This window comes from Bradyrhizobium sp. MOS001 (genome assembly GCF_004634465.1).
Classification (GTDB): Bacteria; Pseudomonadota; Alphaproteobacteria; order Rhizobiales; family Xanthobacteraceae; genus Bradyrhizobium; species Bradyrhizobium barranii.
This window is the reverse complement of sequence record NZ_SPVJ01000099.1, coordinates 1-7,171: the sequence shown is the minus strand read 5'-3', so window position 1 is coordinate 7,171 and position 7,171 is coordinate 1. Positions and strand designations below refer to the sequence as shown.

The window sequence follows — 7,171 nt, the reverse complement described above, 5'->3', positions numbered from 1 at the left end:
CGCACACAGCGGTTTCTCTCTGTGAGACGTCCAGCCCGACGTACTGCTTCATGGGAGCTCCTTCGAATCATTTGATTGCGAGGGCTCAACGATAACGGAGCTTGTCTGCCACGAGCGCCGACCGCAATTACGTCATCGTCTGTAAATATTGCAGGCCGAATGACAGCGGAGGTCAAGAATCTTGCACCAGATTTGCGGTCGAACAATTCCAGCGGGTTGCGCAGCGGCATCGTATGTCGGTGGGTTGCGCCGCCGCATCAATGCGTTACAACGATGAAATCCGTGTCTTTTCCCGTCTCGTGGCTAAATCCGTCGTCGGAAATAATCAATGAAGAGGCCGGCGTCAGAAGTTTAGAGATCCTCTCAACGGTATCCCGCGGTATTTCGATGCGGTTGAGGACAGCGTTGGCTTTATCGGGAGACGGTACCGATAGGGCGGTTTGCTTCACGGGCGCTTCGCGTTCTTTTGTGGCATCCTCGATGCGAGGAAATTCGTCCGGAATCGACACGACGGTCCAGCGAATAGCCGCTCCCTCGCTCTGGAATTCCATTGCAGTAAACACGTGCGTTCCAAGGGGCTCCTCCGGATTTTCGATCTTGACCGCAACATCAAACAACGGCGAGAAGCCCTGACGCACGAAGAGCTTGCTCAACTTACGACTCACGAAGACGGAGATCGGGGCCATCTTTCTGGGTGTGCCTTCAGCGGCAGCCGAGTTTGGAACCTGGAGACTAGTGGCTTCTGGAGTCTCGGTCTTGGACACCGGTGATCCATGCGTTGCCGCGGCTGTGCTAACGCTCTTACCCACGACTGTGGCAGCCTGAAATTCCGGCGAACCGGACACTGCTTTCGGCTTAAAGAGGTGCGGACTGGTTATCTCGACCGGCTGGACATCGTGGTGCGCAATGATCACGCGCGTGCCGCGCTTCGTGAGATGCCAGAGTCGAATGGCAAAGTCATTTTTCAAACGGATGCAGCCGTGTGACGCCGGATGCCCAGGCACGACACCGGCATGCAACGCAATCCCTGACCAGGTGATGCGCTGCATGTAGGGCATGGGGGCAGAGCTATAAATATTTGAGCGGTGCCATCGTTGTTTGCTGATCACGCTGAATACGCCCAGGGGTGTAGGATGCCCCTGAGTTCCCGTGGACACCGTCGAGCGTGCGATCAGTGCCCCGTTGTCAAAAAGCGAGACCCGTTGGTCAGCGATCGAGATGATGATCTGGAGCGGGCCCTTCGGAGGGGCCTCAGGCCGAGCGTTCTTCGCAGATCCAGAGTTTGTCTGCCGGTGATAGTGCTTGTGTTTGAACGGAGCGTAGTGGCCTGGCCAGAACCTGTCCTGCGGCCAAAACGGAAACTGAGCGTGTGCGATCCCTGTAGAGAGCATGAAAGCGGCGAAAGCTATTATTGGAGTCTGCCTCCTCATTCAGTGCCTCATGCAGTGAAGTTGCATGCGAGGTCCAACGCAAGAAGCGTGGCGTTACCGACCATAGCCTCGTCTTCAAATCTGGTCGCAGTGGGTCGAAAATTGGACCAATTCCAATGACGAGGCCAATCTGCCGGAAGAAGACAATCGGCAATAGCCGTCGCGCTGATCGCCGGGCCGATCAATGTACGGTGTGAGGGCCGTTGCGACGGACGCTTTGATCTTGGGCAATGGGTTCGGTTCGCTCAGATGATCCCATAAATCGTCAACGACAGACCGCTCGAAGGGACGGCATCCCCGACTACGGCCACTCAAGCGCACCTGTTGGTCCGACATTCACCATGACCGGCTCGCCGCGAACTAGCCGCATGCGTCGCATGGGTCCGAAACTTCCCAACACGCTTACGTCGCAGAACAATTGCTTGCCGCCGGCGCGTTGCATGCGGGCAACACTTCGTGGAAAAGATGATGAACCGCGGTTTGCGCCATTGCGCGGCCATGTCTCGACCCGAAAATTCACCCGTCGCGTGCTTGGCTGTGCAGCATTGCTCGGGTGGGGCCTTTGGAAGCGACGGGATGATGAACCCGCGGCGATTTACGGCAGTGGTGCCGACGTTTTGCGGAACGGTCGTTCTCGCGGGGGGGATCGTTGGCTGGCTGGCTGGCTTCGGTTCGGCCGGCACCGAGAACATCGGCGCAGTGCCAATCGAGGATCGCGCAGCATCGCTCGCCGCCAACGCCAGGCTCGCGGATGAACCGCAGGCAATCGCAATGGACAACGCCGTTGTCGCTAACACCGTTGTCGCGAACGCTGCTGTGGCTGGCGCCGAAGTGGCGACGGCCGCCGAACCCGCGGCGGGGACGGCCACCGACACGACGGCGGCTTCGGATAAGCCGGAATCGATCGTCGTGGCTGCGTTGCCCGATCCGTCGCAGATGCTGTCGGCCGATTTACCGCCCGTGCAGGAATCGGTGGACTTGGGCCACCATGATGTCGCCCAACCGGGGCCGACAACGCGCAATGCCTCCAACTCGGCGCCGGTGACGCAGGATTTTCGCTATCTCATCTATTACGTCTGGTCCGAACTGCCTCCTGCCGAGAAACCGGCGGAGATCGTCTTAAAGTCACTCAAGGACATCCCGGTCGGAACGCCGGTCGAGGAGATCAAGCGCGCTTCCGACGCTTTCGGTCTGGACTTCCATTTCATGAAAGCGGTTGCCAAGATCGAGTCGGTTTCGACCCCAAGCAGCGCACGGGGTCGTATATCGGCCTGTTTCAACTGAGCAAGTACGAGTTCAACAAATTCGGCTCCGGGCAGATTCTTGATCCCCGCGACAATGCCATTGCGGCAGCCTACAAGGTCATTACCGAAGGCATTCTGTTCGAGTGGGTGACGCAGAAGAAGCCGACCTTGAGTGATCTTTACTTGATCCATCAACAAGGCTGGGAAGGCGCCGCCGAGCACATCAGCCAACCCGATCGCATCGCTTGGAAATCCATGTGTGCCACCAGCGAAGGGAGGGAGAAACGCGAAAAATGGTGCAAACGCGCGATCTGGCGGAATACCCTTCCGGCCGTCAAAGCCGAGTGGAAATCGGTGGATAAGCTGACATCGGGGGCGTTCGTCGGAATGTGGCGCGAGCGGGTTGCGCATTTCCAATCGAAATACATGGCTACCGCCGACGCCGAACGGGCGAACCAGTAGATTTCCGTTGAGTGGTTGGTAGGAGTTGCCGCACGCGCGGGCCGAGCGGGGGCCTCACCGCCGCCGCGAGACGTGGTGTCGCTCAGTGGTCGCGCAGGACGCGCTTTACGTTTTCAACGACTCGCTCGGACCATTCCTACTGCGCGCTAACGAGGTGATCGATCAGATGCCGATGTCTGGTTGTGGCCCGGTCCATGCGTAGACCGCCGGCCTTGGCCGTGATGCTACACATCAGCTCGTCGGTGTGCAGACTGCCTTTCATCAGCATCTCGCCGTGGGCAGCGTGGATCAGTTCGACGGCCTTAGCGGCGGCCGCCTCGCTGTGCGGCGCATCGACGATTTCGATTCTCGCGATGTCGAGCCCGTGAGTGTCGGCCGTGTCTCTGATCTTTCCCTCCGGACCCACCAGGATCGGTCGGATGATGCCCGCGCTGGCGCTGTCGAGGACGCCGCAGCGCAGGGAGGTCTCGTCGCAGGGGTGCACCACGACGGTCTGAACGGGATCGATCGAGCGGGCGCTGCGATCAGAGTATCGTACTTGCTCGGAGTGCTCGTGTGGGCGTTTGCGGTAGCCTGGTCGACGGACTCATCGCTGGCGTTTCATTCACGCCTTTCAGGGCTACTGGGCGGTTTTTGACCTCAAGGGCCTAGTTGAATCCGCAGTGGGCCGGATAGGCTTGAACCATTACCACCTTATACCGTGAGATTTACGGACAACTCTCACGACGACCCAGGCAAAAACGTACCTGAGCCTAAGCCATGCGCAGAGGAGGCCCGGCGGTTCGCGCAGCAATATGCCGACGTTGGGAAGTTACGAGGTCGCTCGAATTGAGGAAGTCTCTGCCCCGCAGACCCTCGCCTGAATCCTTGTCCTCCTCATTGCATGATCGAATGAAGTTCGCTGCCGGCGGCACAATACCCATTCAGGGTGCACAGTGGTTCGTCGCCAATATGCTAACGCCTCGCGCGGAACGGCTGGGTTAGACCAGCATCTGATCAACTACGAGCGCAGGAAAACCGCAGCGTCTAGATAGCAAGGAGGAAATATCGCCTTAAGCCTCGCGCCGCGCAGGAAGATTGTGTGACGAGACAAACCACCACGCGTTGCGATCCAATTCCGAACCGGAGCCGGGTACATTGAATACATTATTCGTGTGGCTTCTGGATTTGTAATTTGGCGTCCGCCAGCCCCCAGGTCCCAGGCTGCGTGGAAGGCAAGATTTGCCCTTTCAGTTACGCAGATTCTTTCCGAAGGGATCTTAGCTAGGACGATCGTACAGGCCGAGGCGCAGAGGCCATCGATGATCACAGTCTGGCCCGTGTTCTTCAAGTTTTCGTACCGATCGAAGTAACGTTGGATCAACCCACCCCGATCGTTGGTAATCCTCACCACGGCATCGCTTGGGCCCGCGTATCCCAGTGAAAATGCTGTAGCGAGCAATGCCGTCAGGAATTTCATGTTTGTGCCTCTCAACATTGCATTTACCCCGGTACTACGTTCGAATGTGTTGCGGCAGGAACGACGTCACTGGGCGTTCGGGTAGCGGGTAGCAGGACTCGGCAGCCTGCCTCCGGAATGAACCCTTCGTAGGTTTGGAGCGGCAATCTGAGGCGATCGTGGGACACCCGCAGTTATCGGACGGCTATGCGCTTACATTTCTTGCGACCGCCGAATGGTTTCTGACAGTTTGCCGTACCCGGCGGCCGCGTCTGACTTCCAAGCTGAATACGAGGGTTCGATTCCCTTCCCCCGTCCAAACTTGTTGAAGAACTAGCCTGCGAACGATTGTTGCTTTCGACAAGGACTTCCCGTCTGGCGCGCGGCGCGGTCGTGGTTCACTGCCTCTACTTCGGTACGCATTCGACGTTGAAGGCAATGATGATCTGCGCTGGGTCAGCCTGACCCAGGCTCTTCAAGTCTTCCAAACCGCTTCTCATCCTGGCTCCCGCCTCCTTCAAGCGCTCCTCCAGTTTGGACTTCGCTGCCAGGCAGCGCTCTTCACTGGAAAATTCCTGGAATACCACGGTCGGAAGGACCCTCCATTCCGCTCTGTCATTTGTGGCGGCCGGACTAACTGAATACGAGAAGACGTACATCAGGACCCACATCGGAAGGCTCCATCTGTGACGCGACGGCAGTGAAAGCCTGCGCCCTCAAGGCCATCGTCGATAAGAGGGGCACGTCTCGCCTGCGTCGGTGCTTGCCACAGGCCGTGTTAGTGCAGCGCTGCTTAACAAAGGGAGGTTGATCTGGATCAAACAGAAGCCCGATACTTCCATCCTATGAGCCGGGGCTTGTCCTGGCGGGCGCACTATGGGCGGATCACGCCGATATGGATCATTGCGCTTCCAGCCACGCCAGCGTCTCCGCTTTTTGATCGGACGAAAATCGACGAACTTGCGCCGAGACAAAGTGCTTCGCCATCCGCGGTATGGCCTTGAAGAGCTCGCTGTCAGTCACGACGACCACGCGCTTCACCTGTCGATGATAGCCTCCGACGAGCTTGAGCTGTCCCAGCCCGGAAAGGCCTTTGCGAATATCATTAGGCCGGCCAGCTCTCCATTCGCCGCGACAAAGGGATCGATTTCCTGGGCGAGCCGCTCAAAGTTAGCTTTCTCGCGAGCGCCCCTACCGGCGAGAGAGTGAGGATGCGTCGGTCTCGCAGCAACTCCGGCCTGAGAAGTTCGAGGCCGCTCAACTATCGTCGGCTTATTGGGCTGACCGAAAGCAGCCGCAACATCTGTAAACCGGCGCTCTCACCCACCTCAGACATTGCAAAGATGCAGCAACCGCTAGCCATACATAGCCCGCAAAAAAGCCCCGGCGAGCCGGGGCTTTGGTTTGCGCAGACTGGAGCGATCAGTATCTCGCCGCGACAGGAGCTTTTCCATACCCGCCGAAGCGATAGTTGAAGCGCACAGTGACCATATCCACGTCTTGGCTGATCCGGTCGTTGAGTACGGCCGCAAGCCGCGGATCGGCCACGGAGAAGGAGTTGTTCGCATGTCCCATCCACAGATGATCGTATTCAACACCGACCGACCAGTTTTGTGCGAAGCCATACTCCCAGCCGACACCCAGCGCGCCGCCCCAGCGCGTGTTATCTGCCGAGACCAGACCGATCCCGGTGGTGTTGTCGAATATTGTCAGGCGATTGCTGGTTACGGCCGCGCCGCCCTTCACGTAGAGCAGTGACGCGTTCCACGCCCAACCGAGTTGGCCCGTGAAGAGACCGATGGCGTCGGTCTTAACTGTGGTTGAAAGCGTCGGGTTGAACAGGCTGACGCGTGTGTTGCTGAGGTCGGCCCAATCGCCCTGCGCTTCCAATCCGAACACAAATTGATTGGATTGCCAGCGATACCCGACCTGCCCGCCGACAACGCCACCCGACCGATCCCGGCAACCGCTTGCAACTGTGCCTGCGAGCGTGACGAAATCCACGCAATTGTGGCTTTGGCCCCATCCGCCGTTGGCGCCGATGTAGAAACCGGTCCAGTCATAGATCGGAGCGACCACCGGCGGCGGCGCCTTGGTGTAGGGGCGTGCCGCCATATCAGCCGCCGACGCGGGGGCCGCCATGCTCACTGCCAGCAAGGCCACGCCACTTAACAAAATCTTCCTCATTATTCTCGCTCCATCCACGTTTCACCCGAACGATGCCGGTTCTTTTTTGGATGTCCGGCGTTCCAGCTCGAACCTAGCTGAGCCGACTAGCATTCGATGTGCCTAAGCGGCAACAGTCGGGAAAATTTGGAAATGTGCGCGCGCTCTAGTTGAGTAAGCGCTTTTGACCAATCAACGAAGGAATTTGCGTCTTAGAATTTGCGGCAGCGGCGGTTTGTTGGCCCCTTAGCCGAAGGTCGATTGAGCGCGTGTCATGTCGGCTGTCAGGGGCAAACCGGACGCCGATCCAACTTGGCGTCCACCGCTGCTTTTGACCCTGGCTGTGTGAAAAGCCACGAGTCGGTTACGATTCCTCCGTTTCCTGATGGGGGATATGGATGGGACGCTTCGTTGAAGGCGCGGACAGATCC

At 58.5% G+C, this 7,171-nt stretch carries 8 protein-coding genes; 2 read left to right on the top strand and 6 right to left on the bottom strand.

The window, feature by feature from the left end; translation table 11 throughout:
- Nucleotides 1-257 precede the first annotated feature (257 nt).
- Complete coding sequence (locus CT676_RS42515) at nucleotides 258-1,391, bottom strand: L,D-transpeptidase (RefSeq protein WP_244623523.1); 1,134 nt, start codon at nucleotides 1,389-1,391, stop codon at nucleotides 258-260.
- A gap of 495 nt (nucleotides 1,392-1,886) precedes the next feature.
- On the opposite strand from CT676_RS42515, the gene CT676_RS45875 reads away from it, so the two are divergent.
- Nucleotides 1,887-2,714 (top strand): hypothetical protein, encoded by an 828-nt coding sequence (locus CT676_RS45875; RefSeq protein WP_244623521.1) that lies wholly within the window; start codon nucleotides 1,887-1,889, stop codon nucleotides 2,712-2,714.
- Between the two features lie 128 nt (nucleotides 2,715-2,842).
- The gene (locus CT676_RS45870) at nucleotides 2,843-3,136 is read left to right on the top strand and encodes a hypothetical protein (protein WP_244623519.1); all 294 of its coding nucleotides are present in this window, start codon (nucleotides 2,843-2,845) and stop codon (nucleotides 3,134-3,136) included.
- 136 nt (nucleotides 3,137-3,272) lie between these two features.
- On the opposite strand, the gene CT676_RS42505 is transcribed toward CT676_RS45870, so the two are convergent.
- The 5 genes from CT676_RS42505 to CT676_RS42485 form a co-directional block, all read right to left on the bottom strand.
- On the bottom strand, nucleotides 3,273-3,623 hold the full coding sequence (locus CT676_RS42505; RefSeq protein WP_063981888.1) for a hypothetical protein: 351 nt from the start codon (nucleotides 3,621-3,623) through the stop codon (nucleotides 3,273-3,275).
- A gap of 513 nt (nucleotides 3,624-4,136) precedes the next feature.
- A complete protein-coding gene (locus tag CT676_RS45865; protein ID WP_135217227.1) occupies nucleotides 4,137-4,595 on the bottom strand; it encodes a hypothetical protein in 459 nt (152 codons plus the stop codon).
- A gap of 386 nt (nucleotides 4,596-4,981) precedes the next feature.
- On the bottom strand, nucleotides 4,982-5,245 hold the full coding sequence (locus CT676_RS42495) for a hypothetical protein (protein WP_135217226.1): 264 nt from the start codon (nucleotides 5,243-5,245) through the stop codon (nucleotides 4,982-4,984).
- Between the two features lie 229 nt (nucleotides 5,246-5,474).
- Nucleotides 5,475-5,654, bottom strand: coding sequence for an STAS/SEC14 domain-containing protein (locus CT676_RS42490; RefSeq protein ID WP_049808091.1), 180 nt, complete (start codon nucleotides 5,652-5,654; stop codon nucleotides 5,475-5,477).
- A gap of 342 nt (nucleotides 5,655-5,996) precedes the next feature.
- Nucleotides 5,997-6,761, bottom strand: a complete 765-nt coding sequence (locus tag CT676_RS42485) for an outer membrane beta-barrel protein (protein ID WP_038953383.1) — start codon at nucleotides 6,759-6,761, stop codon at nucleotides 5,997-5,999.
- Nucleotides 6,762-7,171: the final 410 nt, after the last annotated feature.

Bases quoted from the DNA above. Each gene is read 5' to 3' on its own strand.
- CT676_RS42515 (WP_244623523.1), bottom strand. From the start codon at position 1,391: ATGCTCTCTACAGGGATCGCACACGCTCAGTTTCCGTTTTGGCCGCAG.
- CT676_RS45865 (WP_135217227.1), bottom strand. From the start codon at position 4,595: ATGAAATTCCTGACGGCATTGCTCGCTACAGCATTTTCACTGGGATAC.
- CT676_RS42495 (WP_135217226.1), bottom strand. From the start codon at position 5,245: ATGTGGGTCCTGATGTACGTCTTCTCGTATTCAGTTAGTCCGGCCGCC.
- CT676_RS42485 (WP_038953383.1), bottom strand. From the start codon at position 6,761: ATGAGGAAGATTTTGTTAAGTGGCGTGGCCTTGCTGGCAGTGAGCATG.